Here is a 650-nt window from a genome sequence, read left to right on the forward strand (position 1 = left end):
CGTAAGGCTTGCAAAGATTATGAAAATTACGGAGGAAGAGGAATAACTGTTTGCGATAGATGGAAAGACTTCGATAGTTTCAAATCTGATATGTATGAATCTTTTAATGATCATGTCAATTTACACGGAAATTTAAAAACATCACTTGATAGAGAAGACGTTAACGGGAACTATGAGCCAAGCAATTGTCGTTGGGCAACGCCGTCAGTACAAGCATCGAATAGGAGGGATAAGAATGAAAGCACAAAGGTTAGTTAGTACAAATAACTTATCCCATTCTGACTGGCTTGATGTTCGCAGGACAGGAATTGGAGGAAGCGACATAGCAGCAATTTGCGGGTTGAGCAGATATAAAAGCGCGATGGAAGTATATCTCGACAAATTGGGAGAAATACCTCCGATTGAGGATAACCCCAAGATGAAAGCAGGCAGGATGTTAGAACCTGTAATCGCGGAATGGTTTGCTGATGAAACGCAAATGAAAGTAATGAAACAAAATTCAGTATTTCAACATCACGAGCATAAATTCATGCTGGCTAACATCGATCGTTGGCTACCAGGACAGAATGCAGGGCTAGAAATCAAGAACACTGGCGAATACTCCCGAGACGATTGGGGAGGCGCACAGGCCCCCACGGAGTACATACTCC

Annotated in this window: 1 protein-coding gene and 1 pseudogene; both read left to right on the plus strand. The window is 42.5% G+C overall.

The window, feature by feature from the left end; translation table 11 throughout:
- A pseudogene (locus AC1DWB_RS36865) lies at positions 1-258 on the plus strand (hypothetical protein); the annotation flags it as partial.
- The coding region (locus AC1DWB_RS36870) for a YqaJ viral recombinase family nuclease (RefSeq protein ID WP_477545987.1) at positions 236-650 on the plus strand (415 nt) is incomplete at its 3' end. The pseudogene AC1DWB_RS36865 and the gene AC1DWB_RS36870, both read left to right, overlap by 23 nt.

The sequence above is a fragment of the Paenibacillus sp. P4_E11 genome, assembly GCF_056401635.1.